This is a genomic window from Streptosporangium nondiastaticum (genome assembly GCF_003011965.1).
Lineage (GTDB): Bacteria > Actinomycetota > Actinomycetes > Streptomycetales > Streptomycetaceae > Streptomyces > Streptomyces nondiastaticus.
Window position 1 is genome coordinate 1 of the sequence record NZ_PXWG01000144.1, and the last position, 17,289, is coordinate 17,289.

The following is a 17,289-nucleotide window of genomic DNA, read 5'->3' on the forward strand; positions in this document are numbered from 1 at the left end:
CGCCCGCACACGCGGCGGCAACCCGGCGGCCGCCGCCACGGCGAGTGCGGTGCCGGCGGCCGCGGCGGGGCCGGCGTGGAGGTGGACGGTGCGGCCGGCGTGATTGGTGCGCTCCCATGCGGCTGCGCTCGTTCTCCGGCGCCGCGCGCCTTCATAAACCCCGCGCGCCACGGCCGCGCCGCGGAGCGCCGCCTTCCCGACTGCCCTCGAAGTGATCATGGACCGACCCTACGGCTCCCGGCCGGGAGGCTCGCAGGCCCCCACGCCCGGCCGGCCCGGCACCGCCGGACACCGCCGTGGAGGTTGCTCACCACGGCGGCGGAAGGGCCTGCCGGCACCGCGGCACGGGTAAGCACGCCGAACAGAGTGCTCACCCCCACCGCCCGGCTCGGCACCGCCGGACACACCGCGGGGGTCGCTCGCCGCGGCGGCGGAAGGCAGATGCCTGCACCGGCAGCAACGGGCGCGGCTCCACCGGGGAAGCATCCTGCCCACCACGGCACAGGTAAGCGCGCCCGAGCCGAACGCTCGGCCTGGCTGCCGCAGCCACCCTCAAATCCGCCGCAACGGCGATCAGCCACGGAGCCGCGTCCCGGCGGTGCCGAACGGGCCCCGCCCCCACGCCGGCCCGACCGCCCCGGTCACTCTCACCCGGCCGCAGCCGCGAGCAACCACAACACCGCAGCCCGGCGAGGCCGGAGCGGGCTCAACCCGTACGGCCTGCGCACCCGCGCCGGAAGCGACCCCGCGGCGCCGAACGGGCCCACGCCCCCGAGGAGGGCCCGACGCCCGGCCACCCTCACTTCGCCGCAACGGCGATCAGCCACAACGCCGCAGCCCGGCGAGGCCGGACCGGGCCCGGCCCGTACGGCCTGCGCGCCCCCGCCGGAGGCGCTACGCACCCCCGCCGGAGGCGCCCCGGGCCGTGGCGAGGAGTTCTTCCGCGTGGGCGCGGGCCAGTTCGGAGTCCTCCTGGCCCGCCAGCATGCGGGAGAGCTCGCGGATGCGGTCCTCGCCCTCCATGGCCTGGACGCCGCTGCGCGTCACCGACCCCTCGTGGGTCTTCTCCACCACCAGGTGCCGGTCGGCGAACGCCGCCACCTGCGGCAGGTGGGTGACCACCACGACCTGGGCCGTGCGCGCGAGCCGCGCGAGGCGGCGGCCCACCTCGACGGCGGCCTTGCCGCCGACGCCCGCGTCGACCTCGTCGAAGAGGTACGTCGGGACGGGGGCGGAGCCCGCGAAGACGACCTCGACGGCGAGCATGACGCGTGAGAGCTCACCGCCGGACGCGCCCTTGGCGATGGGCCGGGGGACCGCCCCGGGGTGGGGGGCGAGGAGGAGCTCGACCTCGTCCGCGCCGTGCGGGCCGTAGGCGACGGCGCGGCCACCGACCTCGATGCCGTTCTCCGCCTCCGTCTCCGCCACCTCGGTCTGGCGGATGGAGAAGCTGACGCGGGCGTGCGGCATGGCGAGCTCGGCGAGTTCGGCGGTGACCGCTCCCGCGAACCGCTCCGCGGCCTCGGCCCGCGCATCGCTCACGGCCTGAGCGAGGCCGCCCAGCTCGGCGCGGAGCGCGTCCCGTTCGGCAGTGAGCTCCTCGATCCGCTCGTCGTCGCCGTCGAGCTCGCCGAGCCGCGCGGCACCCCGCTCGGCCCAGGCGAGCACTTCGGCGATGTCCTGCCCGTACTTGCGCGTGAGCTGCGTGAGCGCGGCGCGCCGCTCTTCCACGGCGGCGAGCCGCAGCGGGTCGGCGTCGAGGTCGGAGGCGTAGCCGGCGAGTTCTCCGGCGACGTCGGACACCAGGATGCCGATCTCGCCGATGCGGTCGGCGAGGGCGGCGAGCGCCGGGTCGTGGGAGCGCACGGCCTCCACGGCCCGGTGCGCGCCGGCGACGAGCGTGGCGGCGTCGATGCCCTCGGGGTCCTCGGGGTTGCCGGCGAGCGCGGCGTGCGCGGCGGTGGCGGCGGAGGCGAGCGCCTCGGCGTGCCCGAGCCGCTCCGCCTCGGCGGCGAGCTCGGCGTCCTCGCCGGGGAGCGGCTCGACGGCGGCGACCTCGTCCAGCCCGAACCGCAGCAGGTCGGCTTCCTGGGCGCGCTCGCGGGCCCGCGTGGTCAGCTCGGCGAGCTCGGTGGTGACGGCGCGCAGCCTGCGGTAGGCGTCGGCGTACTTGGCGAGGGGCGCGGCCACCGCGTCGCCCGCGTACCGGTCGAGGGCCTGCCGCTGCCGCGCGGGCCGCAGGAGCCCCTGCTGGTCGGTCTGGCCGTGGACGGCGACGAGGTCGTCCGCGAGCTCGCCGAGGAGCCCGACGGGCACGCTGCGCCCGCCCAGGTGCGCCCGGGAGCGCCCCTCGGCGGAGAGGGTGCGGCTGACGAGCAGGGTGCCGTCGTCGAGTTCGGCGCCCGCTTCCTCGGCCCGCAGCGCCACGGGCGACGCGGGGTCGACGGCGAGCCGCCCCTCGACGACCGCGGACCGGGCCCCCATCCGCACCAGCGCGGGGTCGGCCCGCCCGCCGAGCAGCAGGCCGAGGCTGGTCACGACCATGGTCTTGCCCGCGCCGGTCTCGCCGGTCACCGCCGTGAAACCGGGCGACAGCTCGACGACGGCGTCGTCAATGACGCCCAGGGACCGGATCCGCATCTCCTCCAACACGGATACGACCATACGAGGTTCCGGGGCCCCCTCGCGACGGCCACCCCCACCGACCCCCTTGGGGGAATCCCCACCACCGTTCCGGGTGATCTCCCCATGGTCCCGGGGGACCCCGGAAGAGGAGTCTGATGACGACCACAACGCCCCTCCCTGCCCCATGAGGTCGGTATGCCCGTTCGTCCCCGTTCCTCCCGCGCCGCCGCGCTCCTCCTCGCCGCCGCGGTGGCCGTGACCACCGCCGCCGGCACGGCGAGCGCGCTGGCCCACGGGCCCCGCCCACCAGCCGGCGCCGCGGCGCTCGACGGCGTGTGGCGCATGGACGGTTACGGCACGGTCGCCGTCGTCGAGGACGGCGGCCGCAAGCTGCGCACGTACGAGACCACGGCGGTCAGCTGCCTGCCCGGCGCCCTCACCGCGGCCCGTACGGACCCCTCCGGCCCCTTCCGGCAGGAGGGCGAGGCCGCCCTCACGGTGACCCCGCAGGGGCGCGACACGGCGCGGCTGGCGTTCGGCGACAACGTGGGCCACCGCACACTGCACCGCGTCCCCGCGCTGCCGCCCGGCTGCGAGAGCGCCCCCGCCCCGGACCCGCACGCGGATCCGCGGAAGGTCTTCGACACGTTCTGGCAGACCTACGCCGAGAACTACCCGTTCTTCGCCGCCCGGCACGTCGACTGGAACGCCGTCCGCGACCGCTACCGCCCCCGGATCACCGCCTCCACGGGCAAGCCCGAGCTGTTCCGCATCCTGTCCGACATGATCCGGCCGCTCTACGACGGGCACACCGGCCTGGTCGACCCGGACGACCCCGCCGGATTCTTCGGCGGGCACCGCCAGGACACCGTCATCCCCGACGCGACGGCTCGGGCCCGTATCGACGAAGCCGTCGCCGGCGGCGTCGGGAAAGCGGGCGCCGGCGTGCGGCGCTCCTGGGCCGGCGGGCAGATCACGTACGCCGAGCTCCCCGGCCGGACGGGCTTCCTGCGCATCACGTCGTTCCTGCACTACGGCCAGGGCAACGACTACGAGGCCGACGAGGCCGCGCTGCGCACCGCCCTGGACGAGGTGTTCACCACCGCCCGCACGACCGGCCCGGACGCCCTGCGCGGCCTCGTCCTCGACCTGCGGCTCAACGGCGGCGGCTCGGACCGCCTCGCCCTGGACGTGGCCGAGCGGCTGACGGCGCGGCCGTACACGGCCTACCTCAAGCACGCGCGCAACGACGCCCGCGACCCGCGCGGGTTCACTCCGGCCGAGCCGGTCCGGGTCGCCCCGCACGACGGCCCGGTCTACACCGGCCCGCTGGCGGTCCTCACCGGCCGGCTCACCATGAGCGCGGGCGAGACGCTCACGCAGGCGCTGCTGCAGCGCGGCCCGAAGCCCACGCTCATCGGCGAGAACACGCAGGGCCTGTTCTCGGACCGGCTCATGCGCACCCTGCCGAACGGCTGGCAGTTCTGGCTCCCGAACGAGGAGTTCCTGAGCGCGAAGGACGGCAGGACGACGTACGACGGCACGGGCATCGCCCCGGACGTCCGCGTCCCCGTCTTCGCCGAGGAGGACCTCAGGGCCGGGAAGGACCCGGCCCTGACGAAGGCGCTGGACCTGCTGCGAGCCGCGAAGCGCTGAACTTGCAGCACGGCTCGGCACCGGAGCCCCGCCGGAAACGCTAGTGCGGCGCTCCGCGCCACCCCGCCACCGGCAGCGCGAACTTCGCCACCAGCCGGTCCGTGAAGGACGCGTGGTGCAGGCGGGCCAGCCGCACGGGGACCGCTCCCCGCCGCACCTCCACCCGTGCGCCCGCGGGCAGTTCCACCGTCCGGCGGCCGTCGCACCACAGGACCCCGTTCGGGGTCTGCGGCTGGACCTCGACCGCGAGGACCGAGTCCGGCGCGGTGACGAGCGGCTTGGCGAACAGCGCGTGGGCGCTGATCGGCACCATCAGCAGCGCCTCCACCTCGGGCCACACCACCGGTCCGCCCGCCGAGAAGGCGTAGGCCGTGGAGCCGGTCGGGGTCGCGCACACGACGCCGTCGCCGCCGAAGCGGGAGACGGGCCGCCCGTCGACCTCGGTGACGACCTCCAGGAGCCGTTCCCGGGCGGCCTTCTCCACGGACGCCTCGTTGAGCGCCCAGTCGGTGTGCACGACGTGCCCGTCGGTGAGGACGGCGACGTCGAGCGTCATGCGCTCCTCGACCTCGTAGGCCCGGGTCACGACCCGGTCCACGACCTTGTCGAGGTCGTCCCGCTCGGCCTCGGCGAGGAAGCCGACGCGGCCGAGGTTGACGCCGAGCATGGGCACGCCGGAGCGGCGCGCGAACTCGGCGCCGCGCAGCAGCGTGCCGTCGCCGCCGAGGACGACGAGGAGTTCGCAGCCCTCCAGGACGTCCGGCCGGCCCGGGCCGGTCTCGACGAGCTCGACCTCGGACGGCAGCGGCAGGTCGGCCGCCTCCTCGGCGAGGACCCGTACGCCGATCCCGCACCGCAGCAGTCCCTGGACCACGAGTTCGGCGCTGCGGATGGCCGCCGGGCGGCCCGTGTGCGCGAGCAGGAAGACGGTGCGTCTGCCGTCGGCAGCCGCCTCCCGCTCCCCCGCCCCTGTTGCTGTTGTCGCCTGTGATGCTGCTTGTGAAGTCGTCAACGCGGCCCCTCCGCCACTGCACGGTCAACGTCCGCCGGGTCCAGTTCGGGCGCTCCGGCTCGCAGCCACAGAAAGTACTCGACGTTGCCGGAGGGGCCGGGCAGCGGGCTGGCGGTCACGCCCAGGACGCCCAGCCCCAGTTCGGCGGCGCGGGCGGCGACGCCGCGCACGGCCTCGGCCCGCAGCTGGGTGCTGCGCACGACGCCGCCGCTGCCGAGCCGCTCCTTGCCGACCTCGAACTGCGGCTTGACCATGAGCACCAGGTCGGCGTCGGGCGCGGCGCAGCGCACGAGGGCGGGCAGCACCAGGCCGAGCGGGATGAAGGACAGGTCGCCGACGATCAGGTCGACGGGGATGTCGTCGATCTGCTCCAGCGTGAGCTCGCGGACGTTGGTGCGGTCCTTCACGGTGACCCGCTCGTCGCTCTGCAGCGACCACGCGAGCTGCCCGTAGCCGACGTCGGCGGCGACGACGTGCGCGGCGCCGGCGCGCAGCAGGACGTCGGTGAACCCGCCGGTGGACGCCCCCGCGTCGAGGGCGCGGCGGCCCTCGACCTTCAGGCCGCGCGGCACGAAGGCGGCGAGCGCGCCGGCGAGCTTGTGCCCGCCGCGGGAGACGTAGTCGGGGTCGCTCTCGTCCTGGGTGACGACGATCGCGGCGCTGAGCTCGACCTGGGTGGCCGCCTTGGTCGCGACGGTGCCGCCGACGGTCACCCGGCCCGCCGCGATGAGCTGGCTCGCGTGCTCGCGGGAGCGGGCGAGTTTACGGCGCACGAGCTCGGCGTCGAGTCGGCTGCGTCGCGGGCGGGTCACTGCCACGGGTGGTTCAGCTCCTGTTGTCGTACGAAGCGGGGGCGCCCGGGGCGGCGGGCGTCCCGGACGGGCCGGGGCCCCGGTCGAGCGCGCTCAGCGCGTCCCGCAGGCCCCGGTGTACATCCTCGTACACCTCCAGGTGGCCGCTCACGGCGAGGTGGTCGGCGTCGGCCAGCCGGACGAGCTGCGCGTCGACGGCGGGGTCGCCGGCCGGGGTGCGGGCGACGCCGAGCGGCTGCGGCCCGGGCCCGTCCGCCCCTTCGGTCCCCTCGGCCTCGCCCGGCTCCGGGTCCGGGTCCGCGGGAGTCGCGGGGGGCGCGGGATCCGCGGGAGTCATCGCATCGCTCATGGCCCCGACGCTACCCCGGAACGGCGCCTCTGCGGCGTACGCTGCCTGCTGCGGTACCGTCCCTGGTGATGGCGACGATCGAGGAGTGCCGCGCCGCACTCGACAGACTGGCGGAGAGCCTCGCGGGAGCGAAGGGCGAGCTCCGTGACGCGGCCGCGCCCGACCGCTCGCTCAGCTGCCACATCAGCGATCTCGACGTGACCTTCGCCGGCCACCTCGTGGGCGGGCACATCCAGGACGTGGAGACGCTGCCGGGCACGCCCGAGCGGCGGGCGGAGATCGCGCTGACGATGACGGGCGACGACCTGGTGGCCCTGGTGGACGGGCGGCTGAACTTCGCGAAGGCGTGGGCCGCCGGCCGGGTCAGGGTCCAGGCGAGCCTCCGCGACGTCCTGCGGCTGCGGTCGCTGCTGTAGCCGGCGCGGCCGGGCTACGGCCGCGCGGCGACGGCCGCCGCACGCGCCTTCCGGGCGGCCGGCACGACCAGCGGCGTCCCCGTCTCCGGGTCGTCGATGACCTGGCACCGCAGCCCGAACACCCGCTCCACGAGCCCGGCCGTGACGACGTCCCCCGGCGCGCCCTCGGCGACGACCTCGCCGTCGCGCATGGCGATCAGGTGGGTGGCGTAGCGCGCGGCGTGGTTGAGGTCGTGGAGGACGGCGACGAGGGTGCGGCCCTGCTCCTCGTGGAGCTGGGCGCACAGGTCGAGGACCTCGATCTGGTGCTGGATGTCCAGGTACGTGGTGGGCTCGTCCAGCAGGAGCAGCGGAGTCTGCTGGGCGAGGGCCATGGCGATCCAGACCCGCTGGCGCTGGCCGCCGGAGAGCTCGTCGACGTGCCGGTCGGCGAGGGCGTCGACGCCGGTGGCGGCCATGGATTCGGTGACGATCCGCTCGTCCTCGCGCGACCACTGGCGCAGCAGGCCCTGGTGGGGGTAGCGGCCGCGGGCGACGAGGTCGCCGACGGTGATGCCGTCGGGCGCTATGGAGGACTGCGGGAGCAGCCCGAGCGTGCGGGCGACCTGCTTCGCCGGGTACGAGCCGATGGCGGCGCCGTCGAGCAGGACGGAGCCGGCGGCCGGCTTGAGCATGCGGGCGAGGGCGCGCAGCAGGGTGGACTTGCCGCAGGCGTTGGGGCCGACGATGACGGTGAAGGACCGGTCGGGGATCGCGACCGAGAGGTTCTCGGCGATGACGCGCTGGTCGTAGGCGAGCGTGACGGATTCGGCCGTCAGTCGGCTCATGGTGCGGTCTCCTTGCTGAAGGGTCGTCGCTGAAAGATCGTCGTACTCGTACCGGGGCCGCCCGGCTGCGCCCCGTCCATCACACCCGCCCCGCCTTCCGCTCCGTGAACAGCAGCCACAGCAGATAGCAGCCGCCGAACATCCCGGTGAGTGCCCCGACGGGCAGCTTGTCGGCGCCGAAGAGCCGCTGCGAGGCCCAGTCGGCCCCGACGAGCAGGGCCGCGCCCATGGCCGCGGCGGCGAAGAGGCCCGGTCCGGCGGCGCGGGTCAGCCGGCGGGCGAGCTGCGGCGCGGCGAGCGCCACGAAGCCGATGGGCCCGGCGGCGGCCGTGGCGGCGGCGGTGAGCAGCACGGCGGAGGCCATGACGACGAGCCGGGTGCGCTCGGCCCGGACGCCGAGGGCGTACGCGGCGTCGTCGCCCATCTCCAGCATCCGCAGCGCCCGCCCGTGCCCGAGCACGACGGGGAAGAGGACGGCGGCGGCGATGAGCAGGGGCCGCACCTGTTCCCAGTCGCGGCCGTTGAGGGAGCCGACCATCCAGATCATGGAGCGGGTGGCGTCGACGAGGTCGGCCTTCGTCATCAGGTAGTCGCGCAGGCCGGTGAGGACGGCGGCGGCGCCGATGCCGACGAGGACGAGCCGGTAGCCGTTGATGCCCTTCTTCCAGGCCAGGAGGTAGACGGCGAGGCCGGTGACGACGCCGCCCACGACGGCTCCGGCGGCGACGGCGAACGGGTCGCCGTGGAAGAGGATGATGACGACGAGCGCGCCGGCCGCGGAGCCCTGGCCGAAGCCGATGACGTCCGGGCTGCCCAGGGGGTTGCGGGAGACGGACTGGAAGACGGCGCCGGCCAGGCCGAGGCAGCCGCCGGCGAGGAGGCCGACGAGGACGCGCGGCAGCCGCAGGTCGTGGACGATGACGTCCTGGGCGGGGGTGCCGCCGCCGGCGAGCGTGCGGACGACGTCGGCAGGCGTCATCGGAAAGTCACCGGTGCCGATGAGGGCCACGGACGCGGCCGCGGCGAGGGCCAGGAGCAGCAGGACGACGAGGGTGGCGCGGGTGTCGACGCGCAGGGAGAGTCCGCCGCCGGTGCGGACAGTGCGGGTACGGAGAGTTCGTACGGTTTGTGCGGTGCGTGGGGACGGGCTCACTGCTGGGCCACCCTCCGGCGCCGTACGAGGTGGATGAAGACGGGTCCGCCGATGACGGCGGTCACGATGCCGGCCTGGAGTTCGCCGGGCCGGGTGACGACCCGTCCGAGGACGTCCGCGCCGAGCAGCAGCACGGGCGACAGGACGGCCGCGTACGGCAGGATCCAGCGCTGGTCGGGGCCGGTGAGCGCGCGCACGAGGTGCGGGACGATCAGGCCGATGAAGACGATGGGCCCGCAGGCTGCGGTCGCGGCGCCGCACAGCAGGGTGACGGCGGTCAGCGCGAGGACGCGGGTGCGGGCGGGCCGGGTGCCGAGGGCGCGGGCGCTGTCGTCGCCGAGGGCCATGGCGTTCAGCGGCCGGGCGAGCGCGAGGGCGAGCAGGGTGCCGGCGGCGATGAAGGGCAGGACCTGCCGGATGACGTCAGCGTTGGCCGAGGCGAGTGAGCCGACGGTCCAGAAGCGCATCCGGTCGAGCGCGGCGGAGTCCATCAGCTGGACGGAGTTGACGTAGCCGTAGAGCGCGTACGTCACGGCGGTGCCGGCGAGCGCGAGCCGGACGGGCGTGGCGCCGCGGCTGCCGCCGAGCACGTGGACGACGGCGGCGACGACGGCCGCGCCGAGGAGGGCGAACCACACGTAGTCGCCGGCCGAGCTGACGCCGAGGAAGGTGATGGCCGATACGACGGCCGCCGCGGCGCCCGCGTTGACGCCGAGGATGCCGGGTTCGGCGAGCGGGTTGCGGGTGAGGGCCTGCATCACGGCGCCGGAGAGCCCGAGGGCGGCGCCGGCGAGCAGGCCGAGCAGGGTGCGGGGCAGGCGGACGTCGCGCACGATGACGTCGGCCTCGCCGTGCGAGGCGTGGAACAGCCCGTGCCAGACCGCCTCCAGCGGCAGCGGTTTGGCGCCGATGGCGATGCTCGCGATCGCGACGAGCAGCAGCAGACCGGTCGCCGCGAGCAGGCCGGCGGCCCGGGCGGCATTCCGCTTACGGCTTGCCGGGGGTGGCTGCGGCGGCAGCGGAGCGGTGTCCGCCGGGGGCTCGGGGGGACTGTCAACCAACACGAGGCTTAGGTTAGCCTACCCTTAACTTCCCCCCGTTCTTGCCTCATTCTTGAGAGAAGCGCACCACCATGAGCACCCCCCGCACCCTCCGCAACCCCCGCGCCTCCTTCTTGTCCCGCCGCGGCCTGCTGGCCGCAGGCGGCGCCCTCGGGGCCGGTGCCCTCCTGACGGCCTGCGGAGGCGGCGGCGCGAAGGGCTCCACGGACGGGGACTCAGGTTCCGCTTCCGGCCCGTGGACGTTCAAGGACGACCGAGGCGAGACCGCCAAGGCCGCCCATACCCCCAAGAAGGTCGTCGCCTTCACCGGGACCGCCGCCGCCCTCCACGACTTCGGCGCCGAGTGCACCGCCGTCTTCGGCCCGACCGTCCTCAAGGACGGCAAGCCCGACCCCCAGGCCGGCGACCTCGACGTCGGCAAGCTGACCGTCCTCGGCAACGCCTGGGGCGAGTTCAACGTCGAGAAGTACGCCGCTCTCTCCCCCGAGCTGCTCGTCACCAACATGTTCCAGGGCACCGAGCTCTGGTACGTGCCGGACGAGAGCAAGAAGAAGATCCTCGGCTTCGCCCCCAGCGTCGGCATCAACGTCACCAAGGTCTCCCTCACCCAGGTCATCGGCCGCTACGCCGAACTCGCCGCCTCCCTCGGCGCCGACCTCCAGGCGAAGCGGGTCACCGACGCCAAGGCCCGCTTCGAGAAGGCCTCCGAGACCCTCCGCAAGGCCGCGCAGGCCAACAAGGGCCTCAAGGTCCTCGCCGCCTCCGGCTCCGCCGACCTGCTCTACGTCTCCGACCCGTCCGTCTACGCCGACCTCACGTACTTCAAGTCCCTCGGCGTCGACTTCGTCGTCCCCGGCAAGGTCACCGGCGGCTTCTTCGAGAGCCTCAGCTGGGAGGACGCCGGCAAGTACCCCGCGGACCTGATCCTCCTCGACAACCGCACCTCCGCCCTCCGGCCCAAGGACCTCGCCGCCAAGCCCACCTGGGCCGAGCTGCCCGCCGTCAAGGCCGGCCAGGTCAGCCCCTGGCTCAGCGAGCCCCGCTACTCCTACGCCGGGTGCGCACCGCTCGTCGAGGCCCTCGCCGAAGCCGTCCAGAAGGCCAAGAAGGTCGCCTGACGGGCGACAGCCCGCCCGGCAAGCGAAGCCGCCCGACGAGCGAAAGGAAACACCCCGCATGGCCGGCCCCGCCCTCCCGTACCGCTTCTTCGACCTGGAAGTCCGCCGCACCGAACGGATCAGCCCCGCCATGATGCGGGTCACCTTCGGCGGCGAGGAGCTCCACGACGTCGTCGCCGGCGGCCGTGACCAGCGCTTCAAGCTGTTCCTGCCGCAACCCGGCCAGGACGCCCCCGTGCTGCCCGCCGCCCGCGACGAGACCTGGTTCACCGAGTGGCGGGCCCAGGACCCGGCCGTACGGGCCTTCATGCGCACCTACACCGTGCGGGACATGCGCCACGGCCCGGACGGCGGCACCCCGGCCGAGATGGACGTCGACTTCGCCGTCCACGGCGACGCGAACGGGCACGGCGGCCCCGCCACGAACTGGGCCCAGGCCGCCCGCCCCGGCGACCGCGCCACCGTCCTCGCCCCCGTCGTCGAGGACAACGGCGGCGTCGACTTCCAGCCCCCCGCGGACACGGACTGGGTCCTCGTCACCGCCGACGAGACCGCGCTGCCCGCCGTGGCCGGCATCCTCGCCTGGCTCCCCGCCGGCACCCCCGCCAGGATCTGGATCGAGGTCCCCCACGCGGAGGACGTCCAGGACCTGCCCACCCGGGCCGACGCCGAGATCACCTGGCTCGTACGGGGCGCGGCCGAGCCCGTCCTGAGCGCCGTCCGCGCCGCGGACCTCCCCGCCGGCAAGCCCTACGCCTGGCTGGCCGGCGAATCCGGCACGGTCCGCGGCCTCCGCCGCCACCTCGTCAACGACCGCGGCCTGGACCGCCGCACGGTCACCTTCACGGGCTACTGGCGCCGAGGAGCAACAGAGGAGGACCTCCTGGCGGAGCTGGCCTGATCTCCGGAGCCAGGCACCACCCAACCCGCCCCGGCAACCACCCAGCCCGGCCGAGCAACCACCCAGCCCGTCCCAGCAACCCCCCAGCCCGGCCGAGCAACCGCTCAGCCCGCCCCGGCAACCACCCAGCTTGTCCCCGCAACCACCCAACCTGCCCCCGCAACCACCCAGCCCGTCCGGCGTTTGAGGACGAGCGCGTTCAGCGCGATACGGGGGCCCGGGGGCTCGCCCCCGGTTACGGGAAGGGGCGGGTCAGGGGAAAACCCCCGCCCGCCCCAGCCACGTCACAGCCCCAGCAGAGCCACCGCCTTGGCGGAGTCCAGCTCACACACCCCGGAACCCGCCCGCGTCCACGCCGCAGCACAGAGCGCGCGCAACCCGTCCAGCGAATCCCCCTCACCCTCAAGCGCAAGCGCGCCACCGTCGACGGACGCCGTCCACCCCCCGCACCGGAACCCGTCCCCGACGGGAACAACCTCCGGCTGCGCCACGAGCAGCCCCCGAAGATCCGCCGCCACATACGTGGGCCGGTGCTCCGGCCGCGCCGCGACCAGCTGCGCGGCCGTCGTCACACCGGTCAGCACCAGCAGCGAGTCCACCCCGCCCACGTACGCGCCCTCGATGTCCGTGTCGAGCCGGTCGCCGACGACCAGCGGCCGCTCGGCCCCGGTCCGCAGCACCGTCTCCCGGTGCATCGGCGGCTGCGGCTTGCCCGCCACCTGCGGCGTGGCGCCCGTGGCTATCCGGACGACCTCCACGGCCGAGCCGTTGCCGGGGGCGATCCCGCGCCCGCTCGGGATCGTCAGGTCCGTGTTGGAGGCGAACCACGGCACGCCGGCCGCCACCGCGTAGGACGCCTCCATGAGCCGCGACCACGGCATGTCGGGCCCGCCGTAGCCCTGCGCGACGGCGGCGGGGTCGTCGTCCGCCGAGTCCACCGGCACCAGCCCGCGCTCCTCCAGCGCCACCCGCAGCCCCTCGGCGCCGATCACCAGCACCCGGGACCCGGCGGGCACCTGCTCGGAGATCAGCCGCGCCACGGCCTGGGCCGAGTTGATCACGTCGGAGGGCTCGGCCGGGACGCCCAGCCGGGTGAGGTGGGCGGCCACCGTCTCCGGCGTGCGCGCGGCGTTGTTCGTCACGTAGGCGAGGTGCATCCCGCCCTCGCGGGCCGCCCCCAGCGAGTCGACGGCGTGCGCGATGGCCTCGCCGCCCGCGTACACCACGCCGTCGAGGTCGAGCAGCGCCGTGTCGTAGGCCTCGCCGAGGGGCCGCTCACTGCCGTCGGGCCGCGTCCGGACGGTCTGATTCATCCTGTACTCGCTCCTTGTGCTGTACGTCTCTTCCACGATCATTGCTCACGGGGCCATGAGACATAACATTTCCTTATGAGCACTCCAGGCCGAGCAGGGAAAGCAGGGCAAGGACTTCAACTCGCCCCCTTCCGAGGGCTGCGCTATGTCCCGGAGCGGGTCGGCAGCATCGCCGCCGTCACCTCGCCACCGTACGACGTCGTCGTGCGGCCCGACGGGTTGCGTCACCTGGAGACCGCCGACCCGCACAACATCGTCCGGCTGATCCTCCCCCAGGCCGCGAGCGCCGCCGACCGGCACCGGCTGGCCGCGGAGACGCTGCGCCGCTGGCAGGACGAGCAGGTCCTCGCCCCCGATCCGGAACCCGCGCTGTACGTGTACGAGCAGCGCGGCGGCGGCATCCTGCAGCGGGGCCTGATCGGCGCGCTGCGCCTCAGCCCCCGCGAGGAGGGCGTCGTCCTCCCCCACGAGGACGTCATGCCGCACATCGTCGAGGACCGCGCGGCCCTCATGCGCGGCACGGGAGCCAACCTCGAACCGCTGCTGTTCTCCTACCGGGGCAACGGCAGCGCGACGGGCGCGGCGGCCGTCATCGACCGCGTCACCGCGACCCCGCCGCTGCTGTCCACCACGACCGACGACGGCTACGCGCACCGCCTGTGGTCCATCACCGACCCGGACGACCTCGAACTGATCGGCAAGGACCTCTCGCAGCAGCACGCCCTCATCGCCGACGGCCACCACCGCTGGGCGACGTACCTGCGGCTGCGCGCCGAGCAGCCGTCCCCCGGCCCCTGGGACTTCGGCCTCGTGCTGCTGGTGGACACCGCCCGCTACCCGCTGCGCGTACGGGCCATCCACCGGCTGCTGCACCGGCTGCCGGTCGACGAGGCGCTGGCCGCCGTCGAGGGCGTCTTCCGCGTCCGCACCGTCGACGGCCCGCTGCCGGCGGCGCTCGACGCGCTGGCGGAGGCGTCCGAGGAGCCGGGCAACGCGTTCGTCCTGGCCGGCGACGGCCGCTTCCACCTCCTCGACCGCCCGGACCCGGCCCTGCTGGCCCGCCTGGTCCCGGCGGACCGGCCGGAGGCCTGGCGCTCCCTGGACGCCACGGTCCTGCACTCGGTCCTCCTGGAACACGTCTGGCGGGTGCCGGACGACCCGGAGCACATCGGCTACATCCACGAGACGGCCGCGGCCGTGAAGCAGGCCGAGCGGCACGGCGGCACGGCCGTGCTGATGCACCCGGTCAAGGAGGACGTGGTCCGGGAGCTGGCGGAACAGGGCGTGACGATGCCGCGCAAGTCGACCTCGTTCGGGCCCAAGCCGGCGACGGGGCTGGTGCTGCGGAGCCTGGCTCTGAACTGACGAAGGCCACGCAGACGAGGCCACGCATACGAAGAGGGCGCCATCCCGGTACGGGGATGGCGCCCTCTTCGGCGTCACGTCAGCGGTCAGCTCTTGTCGTCGTCAGCCTTGGGGGCCTCGGCGGGCTTCTCCGCAGACTCCTCGGCGGGCTTCTCCGCAGCCTCCTCGTCGGGCTTCTCCGCAGCCTCGGTGGCCTCGGCCTTGACCCCGGTCTCGGCCTCGGTCTTGACCTCAGCCTCTGCATCGGCCTCGGCCTCGACCGCGGTCTCGACCGCGGGCTCCTCGGCCGGCTCGTCGTCGTCGGACTCCACGAGGGCGTCCGTGAACTCGACGCCGTCGAGCTCCGCGAGGCGGTCGGAGGCGTCCGTCTGGCCGCCCTGGTCCGCTTCGAGGGCCTTGGCGAACCACTCGCGGGCCTCGGCCTCGCGGCCGACCTCCAGCAGCGCGTCGGCGTACGCGTAGCGCAGGCGCGCGGTCCACGGCTGGACCGAGTTGGAGGCGAGCTCGGGGCTCTGCAGCGTCACGACGGCGGCGTCGGCCTGGCCCATGTCCTTGCGGGCACCGGCGGCGACCAGGCGCATCTCGACCTGGCCGGCCTTGTCGAGCTTGTTGACCTCGGGCTCGCCGGCCATGGCCAGGGCGCGCTCGGGACGGCCCATGCCGCGCTCGCAGTCGGCCATCACGGGCCAGAGCTCGACGGAGCCGGTCATGCGGCGGGCCGCACGGAACTCGGCGAGCGCCTCGGAGTACTTGCCCGTGGCGTACGAGGCGAAGCCGGCGGCCTCGCGGACGGCGGCGACGCGCGAGGCGAGGCGCAGCGCGATCCGGGAGTAGGCGTAGGCCTGCTCCGGGTCCTCGTCGAGCAGGTTGGCGACCATGACGAGGTTGCGGGCGACCTCCTCGGCGAGGCCCTTCGGCAGGCTCATGAGCTCCTGCCGCACGTCCGCGTCGATCTCGTCGCCGGTGACGTCGTCGGGGATCGGCAGGCGCTTCACCGGCTCGCGGTCGCCGCGGTCCCGGTCGCGGTCGTCACGGCGCCCGTAGCCGCCGGAACGGTCGTCACGGCCGCCGCGGTAGCCGCCGCCCTGGCGGTCGTCACGGAACGAACGGCGGGGACCGCGGTCGTCGCGGCCGCCGCGGTAACCACCGCGGTCGTCGTCGCGGCGGGGGCCGCGGTCGTCGCGACGGTCGTCACGGCGGAAGCCGCCACGGTCGTCCTCACGGCGCGGGGCGCGGTCGTCACGGCGCTCGTCGCGGCGGAAGCCGCCGCGGTCGTCCTCACGGCGCGGCGCGCGGTCGTCACGACGGAAGGACGGACGGTCGTCACGACGCTCATCACGGCCACCGCGGAAGCCGCCGCGGTCGTCGTCACGACGGGGGCCACGGTCGTAGCCGCCGCGGTCGTCACGGCGGAAGCCGCCACGGTCGTCGTCACGACGCGGGCCGCGGTCATCGCGACGGTCGTCACGGCGGAAAGAGGGGCGCTCGTCGCGACGGAAGCCGCCACGGTCGTCGTCGCGGCGCGGGCCGCGGTCGTCGCGACGCTCGTCGCGGCGGAAGCCGCCGCGGTCGTCCTCACGGCGCGGCGCGCGGTCGTCACGACGGAAGGACGGACGGTCGTCACGACGCTCATCACGGCCGCCACGGAAGCCACCACGGTCGTCATCGCGGCGCGGGGCACGGTCGTCACGCGGGAAGGAGGGGCGCTCGTCACGGCCACCGCGGTCATCGCGGCGGAAGCCACCGCCACGGGGACGGTCGTAACCGCCGCGGTCGTCGCGGCGGGGGCCGCGGTCATCGCGACGGTCGTCACGGCGGAAGCCGCCGCGGTCGTCCTCACGGCGCGGGGCACGGTCGTCACGACGGAACGACGGACGGTCGTCACGACGCTCGTCACGGCCACCGCGGAAGCCACCGCGGTCGTCGTCACGACGGGGGGCGCGGTCATCACGACGGAAGGACGGGCGGTCGTCACGGCGGCCGAAGCCACCGCCGGCGGGGCGTCCACCGCGGTCGTCGTCGCGGCGCGGGCCGCGGTCGTCGCGACGCTCGTCGCGACGGAAGCCACCGCGGTCGTCATCGCGGCGGAAAGAGGGGCGGTCGTCGCGACGGCCGAAGCCACCGCCGGCCGGGCGTCCACCCCGGTCGTCACGGCGGGGGCCACCGCGTCGGTCGTCGCGGCGGAAACCGCCGCGGTCGCCACCCGAACGATCGTCGGGGTAGTTGGTGGGCATCGACGTGACTCCTGTCTTCAGGTACCGCAGTCATTCTCGCGCAGCCGGACGGCCGGCGCGCTTCGGCAGAAAATAAAAAAGGACCCTTGGTCCCAGCGTGAACGCTGGGACCAAGGGTCCTTGAAGTATTGTTCGGCGGCGTCCTACTCTCCCACACGGTCCCCCATGCAGTACCATCGGCGCTGAAAGGCTTAGCTTCCGGGTTCGGAATGTAACCGGGCGTTTCCCTAACGCTATGACCACCGAAACCCTATCGGTTTCGAGCGAACAAGCACACTCTTCAATTAAGTGGTTCTGCTCAAACCAGCAACTGTTCGTTGCTTCAGAACTAACACAGTGGACGCGAGCAACTGAGGACAAGCCCTCGGCCTATTAGTACCAGTCAGCTCCAACCGTTACCGGTCTTCCACACCTGGCCTATCAACCCAGTCGTCTACTGGGAGCCTT

The 17,289-nt window shown here is 74.4% G+C and carries 15 protein-coding genes, 2 rRNA genes and 1 pseudogene; 5 read left to right on the plus strand and 13 right to left on the minus strand.

The genetic code is table 11. From position 1 onward, the window contains the following. Both B7P34_RS38985 and recN read right to left on the minus strand, forming a co-directional pair. Positions 1-219: pseudogene (locus B7P34_RS38985) on the minus strand (hypothetical protein); the annotation flags it as partial. Between the two features lie 675 nt (positions 220-894). After that, entirely contained in the window at positions 895-2,652 is a 1,758-nt protein-coding gene (recN, locus tag B7P34_RS30380; RefSeq protein WP_223268392.1) for a DNA repair protein RecN, read from the minus strand. Between the two features lie 168 nt (positions 2,653-2,820). Between recN and B7P34_RS30385 the strand changes: the two genes are divergently transcribed. After that, positions 2,821-4,281: a S41 family peptidase gene (locus B7P34_RS30385; RefSeq protein WP_106681407.1), complete on the plus strand. Its 1,461-nt coding sequence runs from the start codon at positions 2,821-2,823 to the stop codon at positions 4,279-4,281. 40 nt (positions 4,282-4,321) lie between these two features. On the opposite strand, the gene B7P34_RS30390 is transcribed toward B7P34_RS30385, so the two are convergent. The 3 genes from B7P34_RS30390 to B7P34_RS30400 are packed head-to-tail and all read right to left on the minus strand — an operon-like array spanning position 4,322 to position 6,454. Beyond that, positions 4,322-5,293, minus strand: a complete 972-nt coding sequence (locus B7P34_RS30390) for an NAD kinase (RefSeq protein WP_286157527.1) — start codon at positions 5,291-5,293, stop codon at positions 4,322-4,324. Further along, the gene (locus B7P34_RS30395; protein ID WP_106681408.1) at positions 5,290-6,105 is read right to left on the minus strand and encodes a TlyA family RNA methyltransferase; all 816 of its coding nucleotides are present in this window, start codon (positions 6,103-6,105) and stop codon (positions 5,290-5,292) included. The genes B7P34_RS30390 and B7P34_RS30395 overlap by 4 nt, the downstream gene beginning before the upstream one ends. 13 nt (positions 6,106-6,118) lie before the next feature. Further along, a complete protein-coding gene (locus B7P34_RS30400; RefSeq protein ID WP_189383183.1) occupies positions 6,119-6,454 on the minus strand; it encodes a hypothetical protein in 336 nt (111 codons plus the stop codon). Between the two features lie 68 nt (positions 6,455-6,522). Between B7P34_RS30400 and B7P34_RS30405 the strand changes: the two genes are divergently transcribed. Then, positions 6,523-6,870 carry a sterol-binding protein gene (locus tag B7P34_RS30405; protein ID WP_106681410.1) on the plus strand — a complete coding sequence of 116 codons (348 nt, stop codon included), beginning with the start codon at positions 6,523-6,525 and terminating at the stop codon, positions 6,868-6,870. A gap of 14 nt (positions 6,871-6,884) precedes the next feature. Here B7P34_RS30405 and B7P34_RS30410 read toward each other — a convergent pair whose 3' ends face one another. The 3 genes from B7P34_RS30410 to B7P34_RS30420 form a co-directional block, all read right to left on the minus strand. Then, positions 6,885-7,697 (minus strand): ABC transporter ATP-binding protein, encoded by an 813-nt coding sequence (locus B7P34_RS30410; RefSeq protein WP_106681411.1) that lies wholly within the window; start codon positions 7,695-7,697, stop codon positions 6,885-6,887. A 79-nt stretch (positions 7,698-7,776) separates the two neighbouring features. Beyond that, a complete protein-coding gene (locus B7P34_RS30415; RefSeq protein ID WP_106681412.1) occupies positions 7,777-8,850 on the minus strand; it encodes a FecCD family ABC transporter permease in 1,074 nt (357 codons plus the stop codon). Continuing rightward, positions 8,847-9,914: a FecCD family ABC transporter permease gene (locus B7P34_RS30420; RefSeq protein ID WP_106681413.1), complete on the minus strand. Its 1,068-nt coding sequence runs from the start codon at positions 9,912-9,914 to the stop codon at positions 8,847-8,849. Before B7P34_RS30420 ends, B7P34_RS30415 begins: the two co-directional genes overlap by 4 nt. 68 nt (positions 9,915-9,982) lie before the next feature. Here B7P34_RS30420 and B7P34_RS30425 point away from each other — a divergent pair, with 68 nt between their 5' ends. Together B7P34_RS30425 and B7P34_RS30430 are read left to right on the plus strand one after the other, a co-directional pair. After that, positions 9,983-11,029, plus strand: a complete 1,047-nt coding sequence (locus B7P34_RS30425; RefSeq protein ID WP_106681414.1) for an ABC transporter substrate-binding protein — start codon at positions 9,983-9,985, stop codon at positions 11,027-11,029. A gap of 58 nt (positions 11,030-11,087) precedes the next feature. Beyond that, positions 11,088-11,930, plus strand: a complete 843-nt coding sequence (locus B7P34_RS30430; protein WP_106681415.1) for a siderophore-interacting protein — start codon at positions 11,088-11,090, stop codon at positions 11,928-11,930. Positions 11,931-12,214: 284 nt separating this feature from the next. On the opposite strand, the gene B7P34_RS30435 is transcribed toward B7P34_RS30430, so the two are convergent. Then, entirely contained in the window at positions 12,215-13,243 is a 1,029-nt protein-coding gene (locus tag B7P34_RS30435; protein ID WP_106681416.1) for an HAD-IIA family hydrolase, read from the minus strand. A gap of 75 nt (positions 13,244-13,318) precedes the next feature. Between B7P34_RS30435 and B7P34_RS30440 the strand changes: the two genes are divergently transcribed. After that, a complete protein-coding gene (locus B7P34_RS30440) occupies positions 13,319-14,608 on the plus strand; it encodes a DUF1015 domain-containing protein (protein WP_106681417.1) in 1,290 nt (429 codons plus the stop codon). A gap of 86 nt (positions 14,609-14,694) precedes the next feature. Here the strand turns inward: B7P34_RS30440 and B7P34_RS30445 are convergent, their stop codons facing one another. From B7P34_RS30445 to B7P34_RS30460, 4 genes are all read right to left on the minus strand, one after another. Continuing rightward, positions 14,695-15,603, minus strand: coding sequence for a hypothetical protein (locus tag B7P34_RS30445; RefSeq protein ID WP_106681418.1), 909 nt, complete (start codon positions 15,601-15,603; stop codon positions 14,695-14,697). Next, positions 15,600-16,811, minus strand: coding sequence for a hypothetical protein (locus B7P34_RS30450; protein ID WP_106681419.1), 1,212 nt, complete (start codon positions 16,809-16,811; stop codon positions 15,600-15,602). Before B7P34_RS30450 ends, B7P34_RS30445 begins: the two co-directional genes overlap by 4 nt. 161 nt (positions 16,812-16,972) lie before the next feature. Continuing rightward, positions 16,973-17,089, minus strand: a 5S ribosomal RNA gene (rrf, locus tag B7P34_RS30455). A 105-nt stretch (positions 17,090-17,194) separates the two neighbouring features. Continuing rightward, positions 17,195-17,289: ribosomal RNA gene (locus B7P34_RS30460) — 23S ribosomal RNA — on the minus strand; the annotation flags it as partial.

Excerpts from the sequence above, each read along its gene's own strand:
- B7P34_RS30385 (WP_106681407.1), top strand. The coding sequence starts at position 2,821 with ATGCCCGTTCGTCCCCGTTCCTCCCGCGCCGCCGCGCTCCTCCTCGCC.
- B7P34_RS30425 (WP_106681414.1), top strand. The coding sequence starts at position 9,983 with ATGAGCACCCCCCGCACCCTCCGCAACCCCCGCGCCTCCTTCTTGTCC.
- B7P34_RS30405 (WP_106681410.1), top strand. The coding sequence starts at position 6,523 with ATGGCGACGATCGAGGAGTGCCGCGCCGCACTCGACAGACTGGCGGAG.
- B7P34_RS30430 (WP_106681415.1), top strand. The coding sequence starts at position 11,088 with ATGGCCGGCCCCGCCCTCCCGTACCGCTTCTTCGACCTGGAAGTCCGC.
- B7P34_RS30410 (WP_106681411.1), bottom strand. The coding sequence starts at position 7,697 with ATGAGCCGACTGACGGCCGAATCCGTCACGCTCGCCTACGACCAGCGC.
- B7P34_RS30435 (WP_106681416.1), bottom strand. The coding sequence starts at position 13,243 with ATGAATCAGACCGTCCGGACGCGGCCCGACGGCAGTGAGCGGCCCCTC.
- B7P34_RS30400 (WP_189383183.1), bottom strand. The coding sequence starts at position 6,454 with ATGAGCGATGCGATGACTCCCGCGGATCCCGCGCCCCCCGCGACTCCC.
- B7P34_RS30440 (WP_106681417.1), top strand. The coding sequence starts at position 13,319 with ATGAGCACTCCAGGCCGAGCAGGGAAAGCAGGGCAAGGACTTCAACTC.